Annotated in this window: 21 protein-coding genes; 8 read left to right on the top strand and 13 right to left on the bottom strand. The window is 70.7% G+C overall.

Annotated features, from left to right (window positions below; genetic code table 11):
- Window positions 1–37 precede the first annotated feature (37 nt).
- The 6 genes from ACQEV1_RS04995 to eccD form a co-directional block, all read right to left on the bottom strand.
- Window positions 38–3,322: an AAWKG family protein gene (locus ACQEV1_RS04995; protein WP_433391731.1), complete on the bottom strand. Its 3,285-nt coding sequence runs from the start codon at window positions 3,320–3,322 to the stop codon at window positions 38–40.
- Between the two features lie 50 nt (window positions 3,323–3,372).
- Complete coding sequence (locus ACQEV1_RS04990) at window positions 3,373–3,840, bottom strand: type VII secretion system-associated protein (protein WP_285633103.1); 468 nt, start codon at window positions 3,838–3,840, stop codon at window positions 3,373–3,375.
- 86 nt (window positions 3,841–3,926) lie between these two features.
- A complete protein-coding gene (locus ACQEV1_RS04985) occupies window positions 3,927–4,250 on the bottom strand; it encodes a WXG100 family type VII secretion target (protein WP_285633105.1) in 324 nt (107 codons plus the stop codon).
- A 42-nt stretch (window positions 4,251–4,292) separates the two neighbouring features.
- The gene (locus tag ACQEV1_RS04980; protein ID WP_285633107.1) at window positions 4,293–4,634 is read right to left on the bottom strand and encodes a hypothetical protein; all 342 of its coding nucleotides are present in this window, start codon (window positions 4,632–4,634) and stop codon (window positions 4,293–4,295) included.
- Between the two features lie 108 nt (window positions 4,635–4,742).
- The gene (gene eccB / locus ACQEV1_RS04975) at window positions 4,743–6,230 is read right to left on the bottom strand and encodes a type VII secretion protein EccB (RefSeq protein ID WP_433391728.1); all 1,488 of its coding nucleotides are present in this window, start codon (window positions 6,228–6,230) and stop codon (window positions 4,743–4,745) included.
- A 30-nt stretch (window positions 6,231–6,260) separates the two neighbouring features.
- A complete protein-coding gene (gene eccD / locus ACQEV1_RS04970; RefSeq protein WP_433391725.1) occupies window positions 6,261–7,658 on the bottom strand; it encodes a type VII secretion integral membrane protein EccD in 1,398 nt (465 codons plus the stop codon).
- Window positions 7,659–7,953: 295 nt separating this feature from the next.
- Between eccD and eccCa the strand changes: the two genes are divergently transcribed.
- Window positions 7,954–11,904: a type VII secretion protein EccCa gene (eccCa, locus tag ACQEV1_RS04965; protein WP_433391722.1), complete on the top strand. Its 3,951-nt coding sequence runs from the start codon at window positions 7,954–7,956 to the stop codon at window positions 11,902–11,904.
- Between the two features lie 23 nt (window positions 11,905–11,927).
- On the opposite strand, the gene ACQEV1_RS04960 is transcribed toward eccCa, so the two are convergent.
- Entirely contained in the window at window positions 11,928–12,428 is a 501-nt protein-coding gene (locus ACQEV1_RS04960) for a MarR family winged helix-turn-helix transcriptional regulator (RefSeq protein WP_285633111.1), read from the bottom strand.
- A gap of 110 nt (window positions 12,429–12,538) precedes the next feature.
- On the opposite strand from ACQEV1_RS04960, the gene ACQEV1_RS04955 reads away from it, so the two are divergent.
- Together ACQEV1_RS04955 and ACQEV1_RS04950 are read left to right on the top strand one after the other, a co-directional pair.
- Complete coding sequence (locus ACQEV1_RS04955) at window positions 12,539–13,459, top strand: EamA family transporter (protein ID WP_433391718.1); 921 nt, start codon at window positions 12,539–12,541, stop codon at window positions 13,457–13,459.
- Between the two features lie 11 nt (window positions 13,460–13,470).
- The gene (locus tag ACQEV1_RS04950) at window positions 13,471–14,106 is read left to right on the top strand and encodes an NAD(P)-dependent oxidoreductase (protein WP_433391715.1); all 636 of its coding nucleotides are present in this window, start codon (window positions 13,471–13,473) and stop codon (window positions 14,104–14,106) included.
- A gap of 5 nt (window positions 14,107–14,111) precedes the next feature.
- On the opposite strand, the gene ACQEV1_RS04945 is transcribed toward ACQEV1_RS04950, so the two are convergent.
- The gene (locus ACQEV1_RS04945) at window positions 14,112–14,447 is read right to left on the bottom strand and encodes a MerR family DNA-binding transcriptional regulator (RefSeq protein WP_433391712.1); all 336 of its coding nucleotides are present in this window, start codon (window positions 14,445–14,447) and stop codon (window positions 14,112–14,114) included.
- Complete coding sequence (locus tag ACQEV1_RS04940; RefSeq protein WP_433391710.1) at window positions 14,440–14,811, bottom strand: ATP-binding protein; 372 nt, start codon at window positions 14,809–14,811, stop codon at window positions 14,440–14,442. The genes ACQEV1_RS04945 and ACQEV1_RS04940 overlap by 8 nt, the downstream gene beginning before the upstream one ends.
- Before the next feature lie 168 nt (window positions 14,812–14,979).
- On the opposite strand from ACQEV1_RS04940, the gene ACQEV1_RS04935 reads away from it, so the two are divergent.
- The 3 genes from ACQEV1_RS04935 to ACQEV1_RS04925 are packed head-to-tail and all read left to right on the top strand — an operon-like array spanning window position 14,980 to window position 15,982.
- Window positions 14,980–15,789, top strand: coding sequence for a helix-turn-helix domain-containing protein (locus ACQEV1_RS04935; RefSeq protein ID WP_433391707.1), 810 nt, complete (start codon window positions 14,980–14,982; stop codon window positions 15,787–15,789).
- Window positions 15,786–15,878 (top strand): DUF397 domain-containing protein, encoded by a 93-nt coding sequence (locus ACQEV1_RS04930; protein ID WP_433391704.1) that lies wholly within the window; start codon window positions 15,786–15,788, stop codon window positions 15,876–15,878. Before ACQEV1_RS04935 ends, ACQEV1_RS04930 begins: the two co-directional genes overlap by 4 nt.
- Entirely contained in the window at window positions 15,845–15,982 is a 138-nt protein-coding gene (locus ACQEV1_RS04925; RefSeq protein ID WP_433391701.1) for a DUF397 domain-containing protein, read from the top strand. Before ACQEV1_RS04930 ends, ACQEV1_RS04925 begins: the two co-directional genes overlap by 34 nt.
- 51 nt (window positions 15,983–16,033) lie before the next feature.
- Here ACQEV1_RS04925 and ACQEV1_RS04920 read toward each other — a convergent pair whose 3' ends face one another.
- The gene (locus ACQEV1_RS04920) at window positions 16,034–16,939 is read right to left on the bottom strand and encodes an SDR family oxidoreductase (protein WP_433391698.1); all 906 of its coding nucleotides are present in this window, start codon (window positions 16,937–16,939) and stop codon (window positions 16,034–16,036) included.
- Window positions 16,940–17,028: 89 nt separating this feature from the next.
- Between ACQEV1_RS04920 and ACQEV1_RS04915 the strand changes: the two genes are divergently transcribed.
- On the top strand, window positions 17,029–17,595 hold the full coding sequence (locus tag ACQEV1_RS04915) for a TetR family transcriptional regulator (protein ID WP_433391696.1): 567 nt from the start codon (window positions 17,029–17,031) through the stop codon (window positions 17,593–17,595).
- Window positions 17,596–17,814: 219 nt separating this feature from the next.
- Here the strand turns inward: ACQEV1_RS04915 and ACQEV1_RS04910 are convergent, their stop codons facing one another.
- The 3 genes from ACQEV1_RS04910 to ACQEV1_RS04900 form a co-directional block, all read right to left on the bottom strand.
- The gene (locus tag ACQEV1_RS04910) at window positions 17,815–18,048 is read right to left on the bottom strand and encodes a hypothetical protein (RefSeq protein WP_433391693.1); all 234 of its coding nucleotides are present in this window, start codon (window positions 18,046–18,048) and stop codon (window positions 17,815–17,817) included.
- Window positions 18,049–18,123: 75 nt separating this feature from the next.
- Entirely contained in the window at window positions 18,124–18,810 is a 687-nt protein-coding gene (locus ACQEV1_RS04905; RefSeq protein WP_433391691.1) for a sigma-70 family RNA polymerase sigma factor, read from the bottom strand.
- A 155-nt stretch (window positions 18,811–18,965) separates the two neighbouring features.
- Window positions 18,966–22,280: a right-handed parallel beta-helix repeat-containing protein gene (locus tag ACQEV1_RS04900; protein WP_285633124.1), complete on the bottom strand. Its 3,315-nt coding sequence runs from the start codon at window positions 22,278–22,280 to the stop codon at window positions 18,966–18,968.
- A gap of 193 nt (window positions 22,281–22,473) precedes the next feature.
- On the opposite strand from ACQEV1_RS04900, the gene ACQEV1_RS04895 reads away from it, so the two are divergent.
- The gene (locus tag ACQEV1_RS04895; protein ID WP_285633126.1) at window positions 22,474–23,709 is read left to right on the top strand and encodes a S8 family serine peptidase; all 1,236 of its coding nucleotides are present in this window, start codon (window positions 22,474–22,476) and stop codon (window positions 23,707–23,709) included.
- Window positions 23,710–23,747 lie beyond the last annotated feature (38 nt).

The following is a 23,747-nucleotide window of genomic DNA, read 5'->3' as shown; positions in this document are numbered from 1 at the left end:
CCGTGCTGTTCCCTCCCTCGCGTGACCGTGGCGTACGTCATCCGATGACGGCGGGTGAGCCGCCCTCGTCGGTGCCCCAGACGTCCTCCTCCTCGGGCACCCATGACTCGCGCTCCCGCTCGCCGCTCTCGGTCCGCTCGCGTTCGGCGTCTCCCGCGTACGGGTCGTAGCCCGCGGCGGTGGGCGTGCGCCGGCCCGCCGCGGTCTCGGTCTCGTAGGCGCCCGGGCGGCGGCTCCGCCGGCCGAGGGAACCGCCCTCGGCGGTGACGATGTCGTCGTCGTCGTAGACCTGGCGGACGCGCTCGCCGGAGCCCTGCTTGTCGGCTCCCCCCATGCCGCCCATGCCGCCCATCCCGCCCATCGGCATCCCGCCCATGGGCGTGCCGCCTGTCATCGGCGTGCCGGCCGGCGGCATCCCACCGGTCGTGCTCCCGTCGATGCGGGTACCCAGCGGCAGGTAGTTCCCGGACTGGCTGACGGAGCTGCCGGGCACCAGCTGCTGGGCCGTCGGCAGGGAGCCCGCGGAGCCCAGCGTCCCGTCGTACGGCACCACGTCGTGCAGCTCGGGCTCGTAGGACGAATTGAGGTTCGGCGTTGAGACGTGCGGCAGCGTGGCCCCGTTGCCCAGCGGCGTGGTGATGGTCTTCCCGTCCGGCTCGTGCGTGGTGGCCATTCCCGTCTGCGGGTTGACCGTGGTGACGCTGCCGTCCGGGAAGTGAGTCGTGAGGGTCCCGTCGTTGTTGACCGTCGTCGAGCTGCCGTCGGGGTTCGTGAAGGAGTGCCCGGGGCTCAGGTGCTCGGTCGTGACGCTGCCGTCCGGGAGGGTCGTCGTCTCCTGTCCCGTGTGCGGGTTGATCGTCGTCGAGCTGCCGTTGCTGTAGTCGGTGGTGACGGTTCCGTCGGGGTTGAGATGGGTCTGGCTGCCGACCTGCCCGCCGTTGTATGCGTTCTCCAGCTGGTGCTGGAACTGGTCCTGCTGCTGCTGGAGCTGCTGAAGGTGCTGCAACTGCTGCTGTTGGTGCTGCTGCTCGGGGGTCCCGCCGCCCGGCAACTGCTGGTACTGCTGCTGGAGCAGCTTCTGCTGCTGGTCGTACTGCTGCTGAGCCTGCTTCTGCTGCAGGTCGGCCTGCTGCTGAGCCTGCTTCTGCTGCTGGTCGGCCTGCTGCTGGGCCTGCTTCTGCTGCTGGTCGTACTGCTGCTGGGCCTTGTTCTCCTGCTCCTTCTGGAGCTTCTCCTGCCGCGCGACCTCGTCCTGCTGGTCCTTGCGCTGCTGCTCGTACTGCTGCTTGGCCTGCTCTTCCTGCTTCTTCTGGTAGTCGGCCTGGGTCTGCTGCTGCTCCTTGTACTGCTGCTGGGCCAGCTCCTCCTGCTTCTTCTGCTGCTCCTCCTGCTTCTTCTGTTGCTCCTCCTGCTTGGCCTCCTGTTCCTTCTGGAGCTTCTCCTGCTTGGCCTCCTGCTCCTGCTGGAGCTGCTCCTGCCTCTGCTGCGCCTCCTCCTGCTTCTTCTCCTGCTCCTTCTGGAGCTGTTCCTGCTTCTTCTCCTGCTCCTCCTGCTTCTTCTCCTGCTCCTTCTGCATGGCCGTCTGCATGGCCATCTGCTGCTGGTACTGCTGCTCGGCCTTCTGCTCCTGCTCCTTCTGGAGCTCCTCCTGCTTCTTCTCCTGCTCCGCCTGCTTGGCCTCCTGCTCCTTCTGCAACTGCTCCTGCTTGGCCTCCTGCTCCTTCTGCAGCTGCTCCTGTTTGGCCTCCTGCTCCTTCTGCAACTGCTCCTGCTTGGCCTGCTGCTCCTTCTGTTCCTTCTCCTGCTCCTCGCGCTCCTTCTCGGCCTTGTCCTCCATCTCCTTCTGGTGCGCGAGGTCCTCGGCCCGCTGCTTGTCGGCCTTGTCCTCCATCTCCTTCTGATGCGCCGCCGCGGCAGCCGCGTCGGCCGCCGCCTTGTCCTCCATCTCCTTCTGGTGCGCGAGGTCCTCGGCCCGCTGCTTGTCGGCCTTGTCCTCCATCTCCTTCTCGTGCGCCGCCGCGGCAGCGGCGGCCTTGTCGGCCTTGTCCTGCTCCGCCGCCGCCTTGTCCGCCTGGTAGTCGGACTGGAGGTTGACACTCTGGGTCGTCAGCTTCTGCAGGGTCTTGCTGAGGTCGACCCAGGCGTTGTTGACCGCGTCGAGCGCCTTGCTGCCGGCCGTCCCGAGCTGGTCGACCACGGACTGCTGCCAGCGGCTGACCGCCTCGTCGCCGATGGCCTTCCAGGTGCTCATGTCGTTCAGGTCGCCGTAGCTGGTGCCGTCCTTCTTGTTGGCGCTGGTACGAAAACCCTCGGTGGCCACCTCGTTCGACCACGTGGTGACGTACTCGGAGACGAACGGCACGGCGCGGACCTTGACGAGGTTGTAGTCCCAGATGTCGTCGGTGACCTCGAGCAGGATGTCGTGCAGCCACCGCAGCGGGTTGCCGGTGTAGAGCGCCCAGGTGCTCCAGGTCGAGTGCAGGTTGGTGATGGCGTTGGAGACGCCCTGCTTCGCCCGGCGCAGGTCGTCACCGGCCTTGGAGAAGATGAACTCCAGCGGGAGCGTGTCCGTGTAGTTCTGGTACGTCACGCCGAGCTGGTGGATGATGTCCCAGAAGACACCGGCGGCCTGTCCCCGCCACGCCGCGTCCTCCGCGCCGAGCTGGTCCTCCCAGGTCTGGATCGTGGCGCGGGAGAGATAGAAGAACCGCGCCGCCCGGTCGAACGCCTCGGCGGCCCGCTCGAACCCGGTCAGGTCGACGGCGTTCGCGTCATCGACGTGGATGTCGTTCCAGGAGAAACCCCAGGTGGAGTACGGGTCGTTCATCAACGCCTCGAGCGCGACGCCACCGCCGTAGCTGTAGCTGGCGAGCGGCCCGGAGTCCCACCCCTTGAAGCCATCGGGCATGAGGTGGCTGCCGTGCTCGGTGAACTGGCCGCCGTGGGTCACGCCGCCGGCCGGAACGTCGTGGCCGGTGGTGCCCAGAAGGGTGATCCGCGCCTTGCGCATGTTCACCGTCGAGCCGACACTCGTCGGCCCGTTGAAGAACGGCACGACGAAGTCGGTGTTCTCGATGCGCCAGCCGGAGTTCTGCGTCCGCCAGCTCATGGCGTTGATGGCGCTCATCTCGGCCAGGTCCGGCTCGACGTCCCAGTCGCTGATCTCGAGCTTCATCAGCGGGATGTCGTCGTTGCCGTACAGCTTGTCCTTGAAGATCGTGCCGCGCGGGGGCAGCTTGTAGCCGGTGAGCAGGTTGACGGCCTCGGCCCACTTGTCGTTCGCCGAATAGGCCGGCGCCTTGTCGTCGGTGCTGTCCGCCATGGTCCGCTCTCCGGTGGAAGATTTACGTGGGCCGGGATGTCAGCCGGCGCTCAGGTCTGCTGAGAACCGCCGGTCCCCTGGAAGTCGCCGGGCACGGTACCCAGACCGTCCAGGAAGATCTTTCCGTCGATCTTCACCAGGTTGTCGTGCTGGCCGTCCATCAGCTTGCTGATCGTGGTGTTCAGGTTCGTGTGCAGGTCCTTGAACAGCTTGATCTGCTTGACGTAGACATCCGAGATCGACTGCGCGGTGTCGGTGATGGCCGCGACGACCGCCTTGCCGTGGGTACGCGTGTCGTCGGTCGCCATCTGGCCGATCGACAGCGGATGCTGGATCTTGAAGATCTCCGGCTCGCCCTCGGTGATCTTGCCCTTTCCGAGGAGGCTGTCCATCGTCACCCCCTCGTCGCTGTCCTGATTCGCGATCTTGTCGAGGGAGTCCGAGAAGGGGACGATCTGGTCGTCGACGAAGCTCTTCAGGCCCGCCTTGTCCAAAGTCAATTTCGGCTTGTCGGCCACTGCTCACCTCTCCTGAGTGCGTGGGATGTCAGGCCGTCCGCGTCGCCTCCGGCCGCCCGTGACCACGAGCGGCCGGAGACGGACGATCAACCGCCGATGCGTACCTCGGACCACATCTGGCTGAGGTTGTTCTCGTTGTACTTGTAGCTGCCGGAGATCTCGTCCAGAAGCTGGGAGTGCTGGGTGAGCATGTTCTCCATCGCCTTGATGGCGTTGTCCCACGCGGTCTGCTTCTGGGTGTAGGTGTCCTTGTCGTCACCGATCCAGCTCTTCTTGAGCTCGGAGAGCTCCATCTCCATGTTGGAGATCGTCTGCGCGATGGCCTTGGTCTGGGAGACCAGGTCGTCGGCGGCGTTGCTCATGTGGGAGTAGTCGACGTAGATGTAACCGTCGGTGAAGTCCTCGCTCATCGATGTCCTCGTTTCTCGTCCGCGGGAGGGAGGGGAACGTGCTCAGCCGTGCAGGGCGTCGAAGACGGACTGCGACTGGTTGTACGCCTGGTTGATCGACTCGTTGCTCGACCCCTGCTGCTGGTGCTGGGAGGTCAGGGTGGTGTTGAGCTTGTCGACCATGTCCCGCAGGTTGCCGAGGATGACGTCACACTGCTGTTCCCAGTTGTTGACGAGCTCACCGAACTTCCCGCCGTCCGAGCCCTTGTAGCCCGAGGCGAGGTTGTAGCGCGTCGACTCGACGTCCTGCCGGATCTTCGTGATGCCGGTGAACGCCTGTTCGAGGGCGTTGATGCCGTTCTTGGTCGCCGATACTTGCGACTGTTGCATTCCGTTGGCTGCCACCGTCCGCCTTCCTCTCTGGTTCGGTGCACGGGATCGGGGGCAGGATGGGAAGCGCCCGTCGAGCCGGCGCGTCCGCCATCCGCATCATCGCCCCATGCCCTCTTCTCCTTATCGGGTGCGACTTGTCGTGGACTTGTCACCGCCTTGCCCGGCGCTTCCGCACGGCTCCGTCGGCGTCGGGGCGGAGCCCGAAGCGGCGGCGGCCGCACTCAGGTCCGGGCCGGCCGGCATCATCGCGAGCAGCGGTGACGGCAGCGCCACCGCCTCTCCGATCGAGTAACCGAGCGCCGTGAGATCGGCACTGGTCGGCACGCGGTACTTGGTGCCGGTGTCGGTCACGAGGTAGACGGTGGCGCCGCCCGTGCCGCCGTCGGCCGCCAGCGCCCGTACGAGAACCCCGCCGCCCGGCGGAGTGGTGATGCGGTCCACGGGAACACATGCGGCGGAGGTCGCCGCCTGGGCGACCATGCCGAGCGTGCCCGGATCCGCCAGCACCACGCTCACCCGGGGACCCGCGTCGCCCGGCGCGACCCGTACGCACGCGGCCTGGGAGATGCCGCGGCTCACGAGCCGGGGTGGCGTCTCGGGCAGCGTGCCCGGGGACGACGTCTGGTCCGCCGGGGCGAGGTGCGCGTTCAGCACGTCGGGCGTCAACGAGGCCGCGGTCGCGCTCCGGTTCGCGTACGCCAGGCGGCGGACGTCCGGGTCGCCCATCAGCAGGTCGGCGACGGTGACGCTGATCTCGGCCAGGCCGTTCTGGCGGAGCTGGTAGTAGCGCGGCTCGGAGCCGATCACACCGACCCGGAAGACCTGGCCGACACGGGTCGCGTGCCCGTCGAGGGCCGGTCCGGCGGTGCCCATGCCGGGCACGGCGGGCGCGGTCAGGTCGGGTCCGGCCGGCAGCGCGTCGAGGAACGCCGCCGAGACCGGAGACGGGGGCCGCCCCGCGTAGCCGAGCGCGGACATCGCACCGCTCTTCTGGTCGATCCGCAGCCGGCTGCCCTGCCACACGAGGTACACGGCGGAGTCGGGTCCGGTGACGAGCATCCCCTCGCCCGCGGTCAGCGGGTCGTCGCCCGTGGTGCTCGCGCCCACGGCGAGCGTCGTCGAGGTGGCGGCGGGCCCGGTGTCCCCGGCGCTGGAGCACACCGCCCAGGGGTCCTGGTCGAGGTCCGCCGGCGCCGGCAGCGAGTCGGGCGCCCCGACGATGCCGACCGGCTGCCCGTGCGGCGCGCCGTCCAGCGACTTCGTCCGTACCTTGTGCGTCGTCATCTTGGTGCCGCCGATCAGGCGCGCCGACGCGTAGTTGCGGACCGGCCGCAGCCGGCCGTCCACATACAGGTAGGCGGCGCCGGTGTCCTGGTCGACGATCAGGCTCTGCGGATCGCGCCAGGTGTTCGACCGGCCCGGGGAGATCAGCCCCCAGACGAACGCCGCGGCGCACAGCAGCAGCGCGACGACGATCCCGGCGACCGCGCCGCGGTTCGTCCGGCCCTGCGGGCTCTCCGGCGCGTCCGGGTCGGCCCGCAGCATCCCGGAGGTGATCCGGCCCATGACGAACAGGTGGGCCTGGACCTGGTCACGGCGTGACTGCATCGTCTTCCGCCCGTCCTCTCCTGTCCCGGATCAGCCGATCGCCCGCAACTCGCTGTACACGCCGAGGACCCACAGGGCCAGTGGCAGCAGACTGACCGCCACCAGGCTGTGCAGGATCTCCGCGGCCCGGCCCCAGTACGGCACGAGCCGGCGGCCCGGCACGACCCAACCGGAGATGAGAAGCGCGGCGGCGGCCGACGCCACCCCGACCGCCGGCAGCGTACGGCCGCCCGGATCGACCCCGGCGACGTGGACGGCGATCATCATGGCGGCGCCCCAGACGCCCGGCGCGACCAGGGACAGGCGCTGCCAGACGTTGCCCAGTCCCCGGCTGTGCAACACCAGGAGCAGGGACAGCGCGAAGGCCATCATCAGCTGGCTGAGCCGGTGGTTGTGGGCCAGCGCCGTCAGGCAGAGGGCGGAGGTCAGGCCGACCGTCGCGTACATGGCGGTCATCCAGGTGTCGGCGATGACCGCGCGAGCGGCCACGGCCGACGGCGAGCGCGGTTCGATGCCCTCCTGGAGCTGCTCGGCGTTGGTCGGCAGCGGCGGCGTCCGCAGCCCCGACAGCCGGAACGACAGCGACGGTACGAACGCGCCGAAGATCACCGCCACGAGAGCCACGATGCTCGCCGCGTGCTCGGGCGGCATGTCCGCGACCATCAGCAGGACGCCGCCGAGCGCGCCCGCGAGCGCGAACACGGTCGCGCCGACGAAGAGTGCCGTGTAGGCCGCCACCACGGCGAGCGCGAGCACCGAGGCGCCCGCCTCCGCCGCGGACGCGGCCAGCAGCCGGGCGCCGAGCGTCTGATAGTGGTCCGGGCCGCTCAGCGAGCCGCCGGGCAGCAGCCAGCCGGCCAGCACGAGGTACGGGCCGACCATCGCGCCCAGGAGCGCGGCCGCGGCCGCGTCGCCCACGGCGCGGCTCGCCGCGGCGGCGCCGGCCAGCAGCAGCAACGCGAACGCGCCCGCCGTGATCTCGCGCTGCACGGCCGAACCGCCCGGCAGCGCGATGATGACGAGCGCGCCGATGAGGGCCACCAGCGTCAGCCCGCGCAGCAGCCGCCGGCTCGCCTGCGGGCTCCAGCCGTGCGGGCTCTCCTTCATCGTGGTCGAGATGCCGTCGACGATGTCGTCCAGCCGTACCTCGGGCAGCGCCTCGGTACGGGGCCGCAGGTAGACCGTGTCGCCGTCGCGCAGCCCGAGCGACTCGAGCGTGGCCTCCTGGTCGAGCGGGGCCTCACCCAGCCGCTGGAGCACCCAGCCCTCGTGTTCGAGGCCCGCCTCGCCGAGGTCGTCTCCGCCGTACCCGAGCACGGCCGGAAGCAGGTCGGCGACCGGGACGTCGGCGGGTACGGCGAGGTCGATGGCCTTCGAGGGCGCGCGTACCGTCAGCCGGCACAGCCCCGCCGCCGCGCCACTGCTCATGGGCCCTCCTTCGTCGGAGGAGTGACCAGAGATTGCGTGTCTTCGATTCGCTCGCTCCGCTCGCTCATGGGGCCCTCCTTCGCGATTCAGCTGTGTTCTGTTGTTCTCGTCAGTGCTCTCCGGTTAGGCATACGTAAGCGAAGAGCACCCGGTTCATCCGTGTTCTAACGATCCGGTCGATGGCTGGTCACTGTACGATGCCTGGCAACGAGTCCGCTCGCTTCTCCTCGGCCGCTCTCCGCACACCGCCGACCCATCGCCGCGTGCCGTGCCGCACACGCCCAGGAGGCCCCCGTTGAGTTTCTTGCTTTTCCGCAGGCCCGTGCGCCGACGCGCGCCGGAGATGCCCGACGGGGAGATCAACCTCCAGGAGCCGCCGACCCTCCCCGAAACGGTGCCCGACTCGTCCGCCATCTGGACGTACCTGCCGATGGCGCTGATGTCCGGCGCCATGATGATGATGTACATGACGCGCGGCGGCGGGAGCAGGACCAACGGCTTCCTGCCGATCTCGCTGATCATGATGGTCGCCGCCGCCGGCGCCATGCTGCTGGGCAACGGCATGCGCCGCAGCGGCGAACGCAAGCAGAAGCTCAAGGGCGCGCGCCGCGACTACCTCCGCTACCTCTCCCAGACCCGGCGCAAGGTCCGCAACGCCGTGCGCGACCAGCAGAAGTCCCTGGTCTGGCGGCACCCGTCACCGCTGACGCTGTGGTCCGTGATCGGCACCACCCGCATGTGGGAGCGCCGCCCGTCCGACCCCGACTTCGCCGAGGCGCGGCTCGCCATCGGCGAGCAGAAGCTCGGGCTGCGCCTGTCGCCGACCTCCACCAAGCCGGTCGAGGACCTCGAACCGCTGACCGCCCACGCGCTGCGCAGCTTCATCCGCGCGTACGCCACCGTGCCCGAGCAGCCCACCGCCGTCTACCTGCGGTCCTGGGCCCGGCTGCTGATGCGCGGGGACGAGGAGGCCATCCGCGGCATGGTGCGGGCGATGATCGCCCAGCTCGTCGTCTTCCACTGCCCGGACGACCTGTGGCTCGCGCTGTGCGTCGCGCCCGGCCGCCGGGCCGAGTGGGAGTGGGTCAAGTGGCTGCCGCACAACCACAACCCGCACGACAGCGACGGCGCCGGTCCGGTCCGCATGATCGCCACCGACTTCCCGGAGCTGGAGGGAATGCTCGGCGCCGAGTTCTGGGAGCGCCCGCAGTACGACCCGGAGGCGCGGACCGGCCGCGAGGAGCCGTACACGCTCATCGTGGTGGACGGCGCCACCATCCCGGCCGGGCACCCGCTGGACGGCCCGGGGATGCGCAACGTCACCGTGCTCGACCTGAGCGGCACGCTCACCTGGCGGCCGGGCCGTACGACCCTGCGTCTCGATGTGCGGGACGGCGAGCTGCGGCTGGTCCGTACCGACCGCGACCGCAAGGAGCAGACGACCCTGCTCGGCCGGCCCGACGAGCTGGGCGTGCGGAGCGCGGCCGCGCTGGCCAAGAGGCTCTCGCCGTACCGGCTGGGCGTGGGCGGCGAGACCGCGGAACCGCTGTCGTCCACCATCGATCTGGCCACGCTGCTGGGCATCCCCGACCTGCACCGCCACGACCCCGCGACGCTGTGGCGCAAGCGCACGGCCTCCGAGCGGCTGAAGGTGCCGATCGCGGTCGGCGCCGACGGCACGCCCGTGGAGCTGGACATCAAGGAGTCCGCGCAGGGCGGCACCGGCCCGCACGGCATGCTGATCGGCGCGACCGGCTCGGGCAAGAGCGAGCTGCTGCGCACGCTCGTCCTCGCGATGGCGCTGACCAACTCCTCCGAGACGCTCAACTTCGTCCTCGTCGACTTCAAGGGCGGCGCGACCTTCCTCGGCCTGGACGAGCTGCCGCACGTCTCCGCGGTCATCACGAACCTGGCCGACGAGGCGTCGCTGGTCGCCCGCATGCGCGACGCGATCCACGGTGAGCTGATGCGGCGGCAGGAGCTGCTGCGCGCCGCCGGCAACTACGTGTCCGTGCTGGAGTACGAGCGGGCGCGCGCCTCCGGCACGCCGCTGGAGCCGCTGCCGAGCCTGTTCGTGGTGGTGGACGAGTTCAGCGAGCTGCTCGCCGCACACCGCGACTTCATGGAGCTGTTCGTGATGATCGGCCGGCTCGGCCGCAGCCTCGGCGTGCACCTGCTGCTCGCCTCGCAGCGGCTCGACGAGGGCCGGATGCACCAGCTGGAGAGCCACCTGTCCTACCGCATCGGCCTGCGGACGTTCTCGGCCATGGAGAGCCGCGGCGTGCTCGGCGTCCCGGACGCGCACACGCTCCCGCCGCAGCCCGGTAGCGGCTTCCTCAAGACCGGTGTCGAGGCGCTGACGCGGTTCCGCGCGGCCTACTCCTCCGGCGCGTACCGGGCGCGCAGCAAGGCCGACCAGGCGCGGGTCGCGAGCCAGGTGGTGCCGTGGTCCGCCTCGCGGGTCGCGCCGGTCGAGCCGCCCGAGCCCGTGGAGGCCGAGGAGGAGACCGAGGAGACCGGCGAGACGCTGCTGTCGGTCGCGGTCGACCGGATGCGCGACGCCGGGCCGCCCGCCCACCAGGTGTGGCTGCCGCCGCTGGACCTGCCCCCGACGCTCGACCAGATCCTCCCGCCGCTCGAGCCCGACGACGTTCTCGGCCTGACGACCGTCGACTGGGAGCTCCGCGGCGAGCTCACCGTGCCGGTGGGCATCGTCGACCGGCCCTTCGAGCAGATCCGTGACCTGCTGGTCGTCGACCTGCACGGCGCGGGCGGCCACGTCGCCATCGCCGGCGGCCCGCAGAGCGGCAAGAGCACGCTCATCCGCACCATGATCGCCGCGCTGGCGCTCACCCACACGCCGCGCGAGGTGCAGTTCTACTGCCTCGACTTCGGCGGCGGCACGCTGATCGGCCTGGCCGGCCTCCCGCACGTTGCCGGGGTCGCCGCGCGCATGGACGCCGAACGCGTCGGCCGGACGATCGCCGAGGTCACCGCGCTGCTCGCCGACCGCGAGCAGTTCTTCCTCACGCACGAGATCGACTCGATGGCGACCTACCGGCGCCGCCGGGCGGAGGGCGAGTTCGCCGACCAGCCGCACGGCGACGTGTTCCTCATCGTGGACGGATGGTCGACGCTCCGGCAGGACTACGACCGGTACCTCCCGACGTTCAACGCGATCGCCGCCCGCGGCCTCAACTACGGCATCCACCTCATCATCACGACCGCACGCTGGGTCGAGCTGACGGCGGCCGTGCGCGACCAGGCCGCGACCCACCTGGAGCTGCGGATGGGCGATCCGATGGACTCGGAGATCGACGCCCGCCGCGCGGCCTCCGTGCCGCGCGTCCCCGGCCGCGGCATGACCCGCGACAGCAAGCTGCACTACCTCACCGCCCTGCCGCGCATCGACTCGGTGGAGAGCGCCGGCGACCTCGCGGAGGGGGTCGCCGGGCTGGTGGCGGCGGTGAGCGAGAGCTGGTCGGGGCCGCCGGCGCCGCCGGTGCGGATGCTGCCGGCCACGCTGCACGCACGCGAGCTGCCCGCGCCCGAGGGCGACTTCCGCGTGCCCCTGGGGCTGGAGGAAGAACGGCTCTCCACGGTGTGGCACGACTTCGGCGAGAACCCCCACATGATCGTGGTCGGCGACACCGAGTGCGGCAAGACGAACCTGCTGCGGCTCATGGCCAAGGCCATCACCACGCGGTACACGCCCGAGGAGGCCCGCATCATGGTGGTGGACTACCGCCGTGAGCTGGTCGAGGCGGTGCCCGACGAATACCGGCTCGGGCACGCCGTGTCGATTGACGCGCTACGCGACCTCCTGGACGGCGCCGGACGGGCGATCAAGGCGCGCGTGCCGGGCCCGGACATCGCGCCGGCCCGCATGCGGCTGTGCGACTGGTGGAGCGGGCCCCGGCTGTTCATCCTGGTCGACGACTACGACATGGTCGGCGCGGGCCCGATGCAGCATCCGTTCGACCCGCTCATCCCGCATCTCGCCCTCGGCTACGAGGTCGGCCTGCACCTGGTCGTCGCGCGGTCCGCGGCGGGCGCCGGACGCGGGCTGGGCGAGATGATGATGCGGCGGCTCCAGGAGGTCAACACGCCCTCCCTGCTGATGTCGTGCCCACCGGACGAAGGCTTCCTGTTCGGCAACATCAAGGGCCGCATCCTGCCGCCCGGCCGGGCCCTGCGGATCGCCCGGCGCAAGGCGGTGCAGATGCAGACGGCCCTGCTCGACTGAGCCGCGCACGGCGGCCCGTGGTCCTAGTCGAGTGACGTGTCGCCGAGGGACTCCAGGAGGTCGCGCAGCGTGCCCGCCAGCCGGTCGCGTTCGCGCGGGCCCAGTGCGGCCAGGAGGAGCGCCTCGTTCTCGGTGTGCGGGCCGACCAGCTTCTCGACCGTCTCCCAGCCGCGTTCGGTGAGCCGTACGCGCACCGAGCGGCGGTCCGTCTCGTCGGGCACGCGTTCGACGAGCCCCCGCTTGGCCATCCGGTCGATGCGGTTGGTGATCGCGCCGGAGGTGATCATCGCCGCCCGGTTGAGGGCGCCGGCCGTCAGCTCGTACGGCGGGCCCGACCGGCGCAGGGTGGCCATGACGTCGAACTCCCACCGCTCCAGGTCGTGCTCGGCGAAGAACTCCTTCAACCGGATGTCCAGCAACCGTGACAGGCGGGAGATCCGCCCGACGATCCCCATCGGCCACACGTCGACGTCGGGACGTTCCCGTCCCCACTGGGCCAGCACCAGGTCAACCGCGTCACTCATGGGTCCTCCCCCTCACGATTGACAATCTTAACGTTGAACTACTTGACGTTGAAGGTCTTCGCGCTGCACAGTTATCTCAACGTTGAGATTATCAATGTGGAGAGATCGCCATGCCTCTTTCACGCCTCCCCAACGCGCGGGATCTCGCGCTGACCGGGCTCACCCCGCTCGCCTGGGGATCGACCTACGCGGTCACCACGGAGTTCCTGCCGCCCGGCCGGCCGATGTTCACCGCGCTGATGAGGGCGCTCCCGGCCGGCCTGGCCCTGCTGGCCCTCACCCGTACGCTTCCGCGCGGCGCGTGGATCTGGCGGGCGGCGGTGCTGGGCGTGCTGAACATCGGCGCGTTCTTCCCCCTGCTGTTCCTGGCGGCGTACCGGCTGCCGGGCGGCGTGGCGGCCGTCCTGGGCTCGGTGGGACCGCTCTTCGCGCTGGTCTTCGCGGCCATGCTGCTCGCCGAGCGGCCGACCGCCCGCCGCCTGCTCGCCGGCCTCATCGGGGTGCTGGGCGTGAGCCTGGTCGTCCTGCGTTCCGGCGCGCGCCTCGACACCGTCGGCGTACTCGCCGGACTGGCCGGGGCCGCGGCGATGTCGGCCGGAACGGTGCTCACCAAGCGCTGGGGACGTCCCGCTGGCGTCGGAGCGCTCACCCTCACCGGCTGGCAGCTCACCGCCGGCGGGCTCCTGCTCGTCCCCGTCAGCCTGCTCGCGGAGGGCGCCCCGCCCGCCCTCGACGGCCGCGCGGTGGCCGGCTACGTCTACCTCGGCGTCGTCGGCACGGCGATCGGGTACTGGCTGTGGTTCCGCGGCGTGTCCCGGCTGCCCGCCACCTCGGTCGCGTTCCTCACCCTGCTCAGCCCGCTGTCCGCCGCGGTGATCGGCTGGGCCGCGCTCGGCCAGGCGCTCAACGCGCTCCAGGTGCTCGGCATGGCGATCGCCTTCGGCGGCACGCTGCTTGGCCAGACGCGCCGTACGCGCCCCACCCCCACCCCTGAACCCGCACCGGTGTCGGCCCCGGCCCGCGCCTGCTGAAGGAGAGAGACATGCGCATCACCGTGTTCGGCGCCGCCGGAGACACCGGAAGCCGGGTGGTGACCGAAGCGCTCGACCGCGGGCATGAGGTCACCGCCGTCGTACGCCGCCCCGGCCACCACCACGACGGCGCCGAAGTCCGCATGGGCGACGCCGCGGACGCCGGCGATGTGGCCCGACTGAGCGCCGGCCAGGACGTCGTCATCTCGGCCACCCGCCCGGCACCCGGCCGGGAACACGAGCTCGCCGCGACCGCCGAGGCTCTCCTGACCGGCGTCGCCCGTACGGATCCGGCGGCGCGGCTGCTGATCGTCGGCGGCGCGGCGACCCTGACCGTACCGGGTACCGGCGGCTTCGTGATCGACGACCCGGACTTCCCGGCGGACCGGCGGCCGATCGCGCTGGCGTGCGCCGAGCAGCTCACGGTCTGCCGCACCACCGAAACCGACGTGGACTGGGCCTACCTGAGCCCGGCCGCACTGCTCGAACCGGGGAAGCGCACCGGCGTCTACCGGACGGGCACCGACACGCTGCTGACCGACGACGAGGGGAACTCCGCGATCTCCATGGAGGACCTCGCGGTCGCCCTGCTCGACGAGGCGGAGAACCCGGCCCACCACCGCACGAGATTCACCGTCGCCTGGTGAGGCGATCACCGCGCCTTCCCACCGCGGTCCCGTAAGGCCGTCTGTTTCCGCAGGATCCGGCGCATCAAGCCATAACTGACGCCGAACTCCTGCGCCACGCGTCGGATGGGCCAGCCTTGGTCGTAGAGACGCGCGGCATCCCGTTCGAAGCCCCGCCGCTCGACCACGTTGGCGTCCCGGAGAGCCACCACCTCGCCGCGCCGGTAGCGGCGATGGCCGCCGGGGGTGCGGACGGCGGGCTTGATGAGCCCGTCCCGCGCCCACCGGGCGACCGTGGTGGTCCGTACGCCCAGCAGCGCCGCCGCCTCGCGCGGCGTGAGCAGATCGTCGAAGTCAGGCATCGGGGAGGACCGCCCATACACATTTTCCAGAGGCCACCACGCGACATCCCCACGTCTCCGAGAAAGCCGCGATCAAATGCATTCCACGTCCGTGTTCGCCGTCGAAGTCGATCGGCAGGACCGTGGGGCGATGTGGAGATGAGTCCCACATCTCAAGGCGGACGGCTCCGCCGTTCCAGTCGACCGCGACGATGTAGTCCCGGCTCGGCGCGTGAATCAGCGCGTTGTTGAACATCTCGCCGATGACCTGGACTCCGTCGTCGATCTGACCGGACCGCCCCCACAGACGCAGCCTGGACGCGACGAAGTCTCGCGCTATACCGGCCGACGTGAGGAATGGCGGCAGACGCCGCTCCTGACGCATCGCGTCGCTCCCATCTTTCGCCAACGAGTCGCGGCCTATTGCCGCGATACCGCTAAAGACTGGCCCGAGCGAACTACGATCGGAATGGTTCGACACAGCCACCAGAGCAAGGCCACGGCGAAACACGGTTCACTGAATCAAAAGTGAAATAACCACAAGAGGGAGATTATGGGCAGAACCCCCAGTCCGACGCTGATCACGCTCGGCCGCATCGTGCGGTTCTGTCGGGACGCGGCGGATATCAAGCAGGCCGACCTGGCCAGGACACTCGGCTACTCGGTGGGCTGGCTGAGCAACGTGGAAACGGGCCAGCTCCGCGCGCGGCGCGACCAGGTGGTCGCCATCGAGAAGGCATTAGGCCTGGCGGAGTCGACGCTCACCGACATCTACGACGACCTCCGCCACGACCACCCTGTGGAGCGGTTCGAGAGGTACGAGGAGAGGGAGCGCCGAGCCACGAGAATTCTCGACTACGAGCCCCTGGCCGTACCCGGCCTGCTCCAGACCGAGGAAACGGTACGCGCTCTGCTGGTCGCCGGCCGACCCGCGGACCCGCCGGACGCCATCGACGATCTCGTGGATAGACGCATGGCCCGGCAGCACATCTTTACGCGGGACACTCCGCCGACGCTGTGGGTCATACTCGACGAGACGGTGATCCGACGCCCGGTCGGAGGATCGAAGGTCCACGCCGGCCAACTCGACCACCTGCTGAAAATGGCCGAGCGGCCGGGAATCTCGGTTCAGGTCATACCGTTCGCCACCGGTGCGCACGCGGGCCTCGTCGGCGTATTTCACATCCTCAGCTTCGGGAACGAACCGAGCATCGCGTACACTGAAGATCCAGCGACCGGACATATTCACGAACGACCTGAACTGGTGCGGACGATATCTGATACGTATCACGCGCTTCAGACGTCGGCACTTCCCTCCACAGCATCGCTAGCGATCATCAAGGAGGTGAGAGACGAAATATGACCGTCGAGAATTCCGAATGGCGCAAGTCCAGCCGCTCAGGAGGCAACGGTGGCACATGCGTCGAGGTCACCGTCATCCAGGCCGACTAGGGGACGAGACCATGATCGTCGAGTATGCCGAATGGCGTAAGGCCAGCCGCTCAGGAGGCAACGGTGGCGCGTGTGTCGAGGTCACCGTTCTCCAGGCCGACTAGGATCCCCTGAGCAGCAGAAAGCCTCTGATCAGTGCGATCAGAGGCTTTCACTTATGCGAAGTAGTGGCCTTGCTCCAGGTCTTCGATGAGTCCCGGATGGGCCGGTTCCCAGCCGAGCACCTTTCGGGTCACCTCACTGGAAGTCGGGTTGTCCACCCCCACGACCGTGCCGAGGAAGGCGAAGCGCTCCCCAGCATCCTCTGCGGAGATGCTTTCCACGGGCACACCGGCCCCGCGGCCGATGGTGGCCGCGATGTCGCGGAAGGGGATGCCCTCGTCCGCGACCGCGTGCAGGCGGCTCCCGGCCGGGGCGCTCTCCAGGGCCAGCCGGTACACCCGCGCCGCGTCGAGTGTGTGCACCGACGGCCATCGGTTCGTCCCTTCTCCCACGTACGCCGACGCGCCGGTCTGCCGTGCCACGCCGATCAGGATGTGCGCGAAGCCGTGGTGGTCTAGCGAACTGTGCACGATCGGGGGCAGCCGGACGGCGGACGATCGCACGCCGTGTTCGGCGAGTCCGATCACGAAGTTCTCCGCGTCCACCCGGGGACCGCCGGGAGCGAAGTCGGCCTCGGTGCCCGGTCGTCCGGTGATGCCCGCGCCGGCGAGCATGAGCGTGCCGGACGAGGTGACGAGCGGCTTGCCCGTCCCTTCGAGCGCCGCGGCGAGCGCCTTGATGGCGGCGAAGTCGGCGGCGGCCGCACCGGCGAAGTCACCGGCCCCCATCAGGTCGTGCTTGAAGGCGAGGTGGATGACGCCGTCGGCCGCCTCGGCGGCCTCGCGCAGCCCGTCCAGGTCGTCCAGGTCGCCGCGTCGGACCTCGGCGCCGGCGGCCGCGATCGCCTCGGCTGAGCGGTCCGAACGCGCCAGCCCCACGACCTGATGCCCGGCCCGCAACAGTTCGGGTACGACCGCCGACCCGATGTGCCCGGACGCGCCGGTCACGAGAACACGCATGGGAAACCCTCCCGGAAATGAGTGATGTCACCTGGTGTCATCACACTAGCACGGCGATGACACCGGGTGTCATCAGCTAGTCTTGCCGCATGGGCAGATGGCGGCCGGACGCGCGGGCGCGACTTCAGGAGGCGGCCCTGACCCTCTACGGCGAGCGCGGCTACGAGAAGACGACCGTCGCGGAGATCGCGGAGCGCGCGGGGCTGACGAAGCGCACGTTCTTCCGGTATTTCGCGGACAAGCGCGAGGTGCTGTTCTGGGGCTCGGAACTCCTGGAGCAGCGGATGGTGGCCGCCATCGAGGCCGCCCCGGCGTCCACCTCGGCTCTCGGCCTTATCGGCGCGGCGCTGGACGCCGCCGCCGTCCGGTTCGAGGAGGTCCGCGAGTTCGCCGGCCTGCGGCACCGGATCATCGCCGCCAGCCCCGAACTGCGGGAACGCGAGCTGATCAAGGCGATGTCGCTGACCGCCGCGGTGACACGGGCCCTGCGCGCACGGGGACTCGACGACACCGCCGCCGCCCTCGCCGCCCACACCGGCGCCACCGTCATGCACGTCGCCTTCGAGCAGTGGGTCGACGATCCGAGCCGGACGCCGTTCCAGCAGATCGCCAGGGATTCCCTGGCACAACTCCGGGAGATCGCCTCTACCGGATGATTCACGACCAGGTCGGTCCGACCGCGCAGCGGGTGGGCCACCATCGTTCGCGGGGTTCTCCTGACAGGAGAAAATTCTGCTCACGTAAGAACGCCGCGAACGGCATACCCCACGCCTTGAGAGCGGAAGGGCGGGTTCAACGACGCGTGGCCCGGCAGTTTCGTCACTGCCGGGCCACGCGTTTCTCCTAGCCGTTACGACGGCAGGTCGCCGGGGGGCTCAGTAGGTCGGCTGCACCCACAGCTCGTACTGGCCGTAGCCGAGCGACTGGCAGTAGAAGCCCACCCAGCGGCCCTGCGGGAAACCGGCGTTGCCGGCGTCCGAGCACGCCTGGACCGACGGGTAGACGCCTCCGGGGACGAAAGTGGCGGCGGACGCCGAGCCCGCCGTGGCGAGGGCACCGCCCGCCACACCCGCCGCGAGGGCCAGCGACACCAGAGTCTTACGCATCATGTGAAAACTCCCAACCTGATGAGGAATCGACTCGAGCGCGGATTTCGCTCTTTGACACGACCCGGCCTGGATTGCTCAATCCATTACGGCCTGGGCACGCAGTGACGCGCGCAGGGCGCGCATGGCGTAGTGGGCGCGGGACTTGACCGTTCCCGGCGCGAGGCCGAGCGCGGCCGCCGTCTGCTCGACGCTGTAGCCGGCGTAATAGGTGTAGATGAGGACCTCGCGCTGCTGCACGGTGAGCTCGGTCATGGTCTCCAGCACCGCCCGCAGCGTCACGACCCGGTCGGCCGGGTCGGGCACGGCGGGCTCTTCGGGCTCATCGGCGACCTCTTTCGGCCGAGCCTGCCGGGCGCGGTGGTGGTCGATCACCAGCCGGTGCGCGACGGTGAACAGCCAGGTGCGCACCTGGTCCGTCGTCGGGTCGAGGATTCCCCGATGCTGCCAGGCGCGTACGGCGGTCTCCTGGACGACGTCCTCGGCCCGGTACCGGTCGCCGCCGCACAGCTGGACGACGAAGCTGAGCAGGACCGTGCCGTGCCGCTCGTAGAGCGTGCGGGAGAAGGCGTCGTCCCCCAGAGCGTCCGACTCCTGGGCCGGGCCCTGTACCGGCGCGGGCACCGCTCCCCGCGGCAGCACGTCGCCGCCACGTCGCGCGCGCACCGGCGCGTTCGCCCGATCGCGACCGCGCGGTGCGACCACCGGACGGTCGGCGACGGTGGTCCGGTTCAGCGGCCGGTCCAGCACCTGACTGCGCGTCATAAGGAGGCGACCCCATCTGTTCGTCCGGAACAGGTCGCGCCCTCGTGCTTGACGCGACCACTGTCATCGCGCTCCATGCTGGGCAGGCGGTCTTGGTGCCTGCTTGCCGACTCCTTGCCGACGCGGCCGACGCGCCCGCGGGCGCGTCGGCAAGGTCAGTGCGGGCTCGGGGTGTTCGCGGCCGGGATGTCCTCGGGCAGCAGCGAGCGCAGGGCCGACACGTCCGGTGAACGCATGCCGCCGAGCCGCCGGGCCTGGCGGGTCATCATCGTCTCCAGCAGCTGGCGGGCCAGCCGCGCGTTGCCGAACGTACGGTCGCGCGGGATGGCGTCCACGTACGCCCGCAGCGAATGGACCGTCTCGGGGGCGCACTCGTACCCGTTGGCCTCGGCCTGGCTCCTCATGATCGCGACCAGCTCGTCGGTGCTGTAGTCCTCGAACTCCACGTGCCGGGAGAACCGCGAGGCCAGGCCCGGGTTGGAGCCGAGGAATCGCCGCATCTCCTCGGTGTAGCCCGCGACGATGACGACGACCTCGTCGCGGTGGTCCTCCATCAGCTTCAGGAGCGTCTCCACGGCCTCCCGGCCGAAGTCGTTCCCGGAGCCCTCCGGGGTGAGGGTGTAGGCCTCGTCGATGAACAGCACACCGCCCAGCGCGGTCTGGAACACGTCCCGGGTGAGCTGTGCGGTGTGACCGACGTAGCGGCCCACCAGGTCCGCGCGCGCCACCTCCACCAGCTGCCCGCGTGGCAGTACGCCGAGGGCGTGCAGCAGCTCGGCGTAGAGCCGGGCGACCGTCGTCTTGCCGGTGCCGGGCGAGCCGGTGAAGACCAGGTGCCGGCTGATGTTGGGCGCGGGCAGCCCGGCGGCCTCCCGCTGCTTGGCCGCGGTCAGCAGGTCGACCATGTCCTTGACCTCCCGCTTCACGGCACCGAGGCCGATCATGCCGGAGAGCTGGGCCAGGAGGGTCTCGCGGTCGGCGGAGGTCTCGGTCGCCCGCGCGGCGTCGTCGCTGACGTCCTCGGGCAGGAGCAGCGTCAGGTCGCTCTCGGCCGGGTCGGTCATCCCGGCGAGACGGAACGCCTGACGGTCGACCATCTCCTCGAACACGCCCCGCGCGGCCCGGCCGTTGCCGAACGTGGCGCCGCGCGGCATGCGCTCATAGTGTGCGGCGAGCGCCTGCCGGGTGCGCGGGTCCAGCTCGTACCGGTGGTTCCGGCACATGTTCTCGGTGATCGTGACGAGCTCTTCGACCGAGTAGTTGGTGAACTCGATGGTGCGGCTGAACCGCGAGGCCATGCCGGGGTTGGTGGACAGGAACGACTGCATCTCGTCGTTGTAGCCGGCCGCCACCACCACGACGTCGTCGCGATGGTCCTCCATGAGCTTCACCAGGGTGTCGATGGCCTCCCGGCCGAAGTCGTTCTTGCCCTCCGAGACCAGGGTGTACGCCTCGTCGATGAACAGCACGCCGCCGAGGGCCTCGTTGAACGCCTCCGTGGTCTTGATGGCCGTCGCGCCGACGTACTGGGCGACCAGGTCGGCGCGGGACACCTCGACCAGGTGCCCGCTGCGCAGCACCCCGAGTTCGGTGAGGATCCCGCCGTACAGCCGGGCGACCGTGGTCTTGCCGGTGCCGGGCGGCCCGGCGAAGATCAGGTGCCGGCTCATCGGGGGCACGGGCATGCCGAGCCGGGCCCGGCGCTGCGACATCTGGTTGAGGTTGACCAGCGTGCGCACCTGCCGCTTGACGCCCTCCAGGCCGACGAGGGCGTCCAGCTCCTCCAGCGGCCCCGAGGGCTTGGCCTGCCGGGTCTCCGCGGGCTTGTCGGGCGCCTCGGGGTCGACGTCCTCGCCCACCTCGAGCCCCCAGGAGTCGGCCGCGGCGTTGCCGGAGCTCTCCAGGTCGCGTACGGTCAGCCGCCCGCCGGGGCGGGGCTGACGCAGGCCGGCGCCACGGTTGTCGCGTACGGCGCAGCCGATGACGGAGACCGCCTCGGCGGTGTCGACCCGGATGCCGTCGCCGAGGCTGGTGGACAGCTCACAGGCGTCGAGCGTGGCCCGTGCCCCGGCCGACAGCAGGACGCCGTGCGCGCCGGAGCCGCTGACCCGGGCCCGGGTCATGGTCACGTCGCCGCCCTCGCGTACGACGACGCCCGAGGCCCCGCTGCCGGACACCTCGCAGTCCAGGACGACGCCCATTCCGCCGGACTCGACCGAGATGCCCGCGTCGCCGGCCGACCGGAACGCGCAGTCGCGGAAGGAGACGTTGGCCCCGCCGCCGATGCGCACGGCGACGCCGGTCGCCCGCTCGACGACGCAGTGCTCCAGCCGCCCGCGCCCGTCATCGGCGATCTCCACGCCGTTCCCGCCGGGCGAGGTGACGGTGGCGGACCGGATGAGCGGGGTGGCGCCGGAGCGTACGGCGATCGCGGTGCCGGCGGCGTCCGCCACCTCCAGCCGGTCGAACTCGGGCACCGAGTCCTCGGACAGCAGCACGGACGCCGACGCGTCGGCGCACTCGCGCACCGTCGTCGCGGTGAGCGCCGGCGAGCTGGAGCCGGTGACCTTGATGGCGGAAGCCGTCGAGCCGGTGAACTCGCACTCCTCGAACGTGCCGCGCGAGCGTTCGGTGACGGCCAGCCCGTTGTCCTTCGTACGGGCCGTGCGGCAGCGCCGCAGCAGCGGGTCCGCCCCGCCGGCCAGCACGATGCCGGGACCGGAGGTGATGTCGCTGACCGTGACGTCCTCCAGCACCGGCCGCGAGCCGCTCGTGACGTAGACGCCCACCGCGCAGTCGCGCACGCTGGTGCGCACGATTTTGGTGGCGCTGTCGCCCTCCAGCGCGATGGCCGGCTTGGAGGTCGTGGCGATGTGGCAGTCCTCGATCGTGCCCTGCGCCTCGCCGTTGGCCAGCACGCCGTTGCCGCGCGCGTCGCGCATCCGGCAGCCGCGGATGATGGAGCGGGCGTTCTCGCCCAGGACGACGGCGGAGGTGCCGAGGTTCTCGATCAGGCAGTCCTCGATGACGCTGGCCGTCTCGGCGGTGTCCACGATGCCCGCGCCCTCGGCGTTGGTGATGCGGCAGCCGCGGATCGCCAGCGACCCGGCTCCGCGGGCGAGCACGGCGGTCCACCCGGAGCCGGCCACGGTGCAGCCCTCCATGGCGATCTGACCGTGCGCGGCGTCCACCACGGGTACGTCGTCGCCACCACCGCGCAGCGTGAGGTCGGTCAGCATCACGGCGTCCGTCAGCAACATCACCGCCGTCCCGCTCCGCGGGCAGATCTCCACGCTCCCCCGCTCGCCTTCGGCCACGATCGTGACCCGGGTGCGGATGACGAGGCTCTCGGCGTACCGGCCCGGCCGGATCCGGACGACCGACCCGGTGCGTGCCGCGGACAGCGCCTCCTGGATCGTCCGGAAACCGCCCGGTCCGTCCGGGGAGACCGTGAGCAACTGCCGAGACACGCTGGACCCTCCTCGGGGGCGGTGTGATGCTGTAGGTCGATGATGTCGTGGGCGGCGCCGTTCATATGCCTTTCGGACCATCATGCCGCTCAGGGGGACCGCTTGACACCCTCCCCGGGCGTCCTGCGGACCAGCAAGGACGAATACCTCCGACGACAAGAAAACGACAAGACGGTTCTCCTAGGCTGAGCGCATGCGACGTGTCCCTCGGCGTGCGCGCGCCGTCGCCTCGGTGGCCGTCGCCACCCTCACGCTCGCCGTCTCCGCTCTCCCCGGAGCCGCGTCGGCCACCGCGTACCGGCGACGGCCCGCCGCCGCGCCCACCCCGGTCGGCCTGCCCGTGATGCCGTCGTCCCTCGCCACCGGCCAGCCCTGCACCGGCGCCTCCCCCACGGAGGCGCACGCCCAGCCGTGGACGGTGCGCGCGCTGAGCCTGTCGCGGGTGCGCCAGCTGAGCCAGGGCGCGGGGATCACGGTCGCGGTCGTGGACACCGGCGTGTCCCCCACGGTGCCCGCGCTGGCCGGCCGGGTCTCCGCACCGGGCGGCGCGGACAAGGACTGCGTCGGCCACGGCACCTTCGCCGCGGGCCTGATCGCCGGCCGCGCCGACGACGCGACCGGCGGCGGCGTCGCACCCCAGGCGCGGATCCTCGCCGTACGCGGCACCGGCCCGCGCGGTGAGCCCGACCCCACCGCGGTCGCGGCGGGCATCCGCTCCGCGGCCGACGCCGGCGCGCGCGTCGTGTACGTCGGTGTGGCCCTGATCGTGGGACGCGCCGAACTCACCGCGGCGGTCGCGTACGCCACCCGCAAGGACGTCCTCGTGGTCGCGCCCGCGGCGCTGGACGTGGCCCCCACCACCGGCGGTGTGCCCGGGGCCGCGCCGAGCACCCCGCCGGCCCAGCCGTACTTTCCGGCCTTCATCCCGCAGGTGGTCTCGGTCGAGGACTACGGGGACGGCGGCACCCGCCCGAAGGACGCCCCGACCATCTTCGCCGCCGACCTGGCCGCGCCCGGCGACGCGGTGGTGAGCGTCGGGCCGAAGGGCACCGGTCACTTCATCGGCTCCGGCTCGTCACTGGCGGCGGCCAACGTGGCGGGGACGGCGGCGCTCATCCGGGCGTACGACCCCAAGCTCACCGCCGCCGAGGTCGCCCGGCGGCTGGTCGTCTCCTCCTATCCGGCGGCGGTCCCGATCCTGGACCCGTACGCCGCGGTGTCCGCCGTCTCGTCCACGGCGGCCCCGGCCGCCGCGCCGCGGCCCGACCCCGCCGTCCGGATGCCCGCCTCCGGCGCCGACACCACGCGCGGCCGGGCCCTGATCGTCGCCGCGGTGGGCGGCGGCCTGGTCGCACTGGTGGCCGCCGCCGCCGTGGTCATCCCCCGCGGCCGCGCCCGCCACTGGCGCCCCGCCGGACGCGACGGCTGAGCCGGCGGACGCGCGAGCGCGTCCCCGGCACTCGCCGC

Origin of the sequence: Actinoallomurus sp. CA-142502, from assembly GCF_050936355.1 — a bacterium.
Taxonomy (GTDB): Bacteria; Actinomycetota; Actinomycetes; order Streptosporangiales; family Streptosporangiaceae; genus Actinoallomurus; species Actinoallomurus iriomotensis.
Note: the sequence above shows the minus strand (reverse complement) of the source record. Positions and strands in the feature narration are given on the sequence as shown.

Excerpts from the sequence above, each read along its gene's own strand:
- ACQEV1_RS04910 (WP_433391693.1), bottom strand. The coding sequence starts at position 18,048 with ATGATGCGTAAGACTCTGGTGTCGCTGGCCCTCGCGGCGGGTGTGGCG.
- ACQEV1_RS04960 (WP_285633111.1), bottom strand. The coding sequence starts at position 12,428 with ATGAGTGACGCGGTTGACCTGGTGCTGGCCCAGTGGGGACGGGAACGT.
- ACQEV1_RS04955 (WP_433391718.1), top strand. The coding sequence starts at position 12,539 with ATGCCTCTTTCACGCCTCCCCAACGCGCGGGATCTCGCGCTGACCGGG.
- ACQEV1_RS04985 (WP_285633105.1), bottom strand. The coding sequence starts at position 4,250 with ATGAGCGAGGACTTCACCGACGGTTACATCTACGTCGACTACTCCCAC.
- ACQEV1_RS04915 (WP_433391696.1), top strand. The coding sequence starts at position 17,029 with ATGGGCAGATGGCGGCCGGACGCGCGGGCGCGACTTCAGGAGGCGGCC.
- ACQEV1_RS04945 (WP_433391712.1), bottom strand. The coding sequence starts at position 14,447 with ATGCCTGACTTCGACGATCTGCTCACGCCGCGCGAGGCGGCGGCGCTG.
- eccD (WP_433391725.1), bottom strand. The coding sequence starts at position 7,658 with ATGAGCAGTGGCGCGGCGGCGGGGCTGTGCCGGCTGACGGTACGCGCG.
- ACQEV1_RS04895 (WP_285633126.1), top strand. The coding sequence starts at position 22,474 with ATGCGACGTGTCCCTCGGCGTGCGCGCGCCGTCGCCTCGGTGGCCGTC.
- ACQEV1_RS04995 (WP_433391731.1), bottom strand. The coding sequence starts at position 3,322 with ATGGCGGACAGCACCGACGACAAGGCGCCGGCCTATTCGGCGAACGAC.
- ACQEV1_RS04925 (WP_433391701.1), top strand. The coding sequence starts at position 15,845 with ATGCGTCGAGGTCACCGTCATCCAGGCCGACTAGGGGACGAGACCATG.
- ACQEV1_RS04905 (WP_433391691.1), bottom strand. The coding sequence starts at position 18,810 with ATGACGCGCAGTCAGGTGCTGGACCGGCCGCTGAACCGGACCACCGTC.
- ACQEV1_RS04920 (WP_433391698.1), bottom strand. The coding sequence starts at position 16,939 with ATGCGTGTTCTCGTGACCGGCGCGTCCGGGCACATCGGGTCGGCGGTC.
- eccB (WP_433391728.1), bottom strand. The coding sequence starts at position 6,230 with ATGCAGTCACGCCGTGACCAGGTCCAGGCCCACCTGTTCGTCATGGGC.
- ACQEV1_RS04940 (WP_433391710.1), bottom strand. The coding sequence starts at position 14,811 with ATGCGTCAGGAGCGGCGTCTGCCGCCATTCCTCACGTCGGCCGGTATA.
- ACQEV1_RS04950 (WP_433391715.1), top strand. The coding sequence starts at position 13,471 with ATGCGCATCACCGTGTTCGGCGCCGCCGGAGACACCGGAAGCCGGGTG.
- ACQEV1_RS04935 (WP_433391707.1), top strand. The coding sequence starts at position 14,980 with ATGGGCAGAACCCCCAGTCCGACGCTGATCACGCTCGGCCGCATCGTG.
- ACQEV1_RS04930 (WP_433391704.1), top strand. The coding sequence starts at position 15,786 with ATGACCGTCGAGAATTCCGAATGGCGCAAGTCCAGCCGCTCAGGAGGC.